This window comes from Vibrio sp. 1402, assembly GCF_033340275.1.
In genome coordinates, this window is sequence record NZ_JAWOWE010000593.1 from 1 (window position 1) to 547 (window position 547).

A 547-nucleotide genomic window follows, 5' to 3' on the forward strand; every position below is an offset into this window, starting at 1 on the left:
CATCCGAGATTTTGACCGTGAAGGGTTAGAAGAGCGTAAGGCGCTGATGCAAAAACTTGTCGATGAAATGAACGCAGGTCTGAAACACGGTTCTGTCGAACTTAAGATTACCGACAGTTACTACAACATGCGCGAAATGGTTGAGCCGTACCCTCACATTATCGAATTAGCGAAACAGGCAATGGAAGCGTGTGATGTTGAACCGTTGATCAAACCGATTCGTGGTGGTACGGATGGCGCGCGGTTATCCTTTATGGGATTGCCTTGCCCTAACATCTTCACCGGTGGTTTCAACTTTCATGGTATCCATGAATTTATCTCTGTAGAGATGATGGAAAAATCTGTCCTTGTTATTGTAAAAATAGCTGAACTTACCGCTAAAAAACACGGTTGATGGAACGTTCACCCACTCAATTCAATTGGATGGGTGACGGGTGATATCGATACAAAAAAGCCCAGACAATTTGTGCGTCTGGGCTTTGTAGTTTTGGGAAGGACTAACGAACGTCTTTATCCTCGAAATTGATGTCGTCTAGCGGTAGCCAAT

Annotated in this window: 1 pseudogene; it reads left to right on the forward strand. The window is 44.4% G+C overall.

The features are described 5' to 3' along the window. A pseudogene (locus tag R7044_RS27425) lies at positions 1-394 on the forward strand (peptidase T); the annotation flags it as partial. Between the last annotated feature and the right edge of the window lie 153 nt (positions 395-547).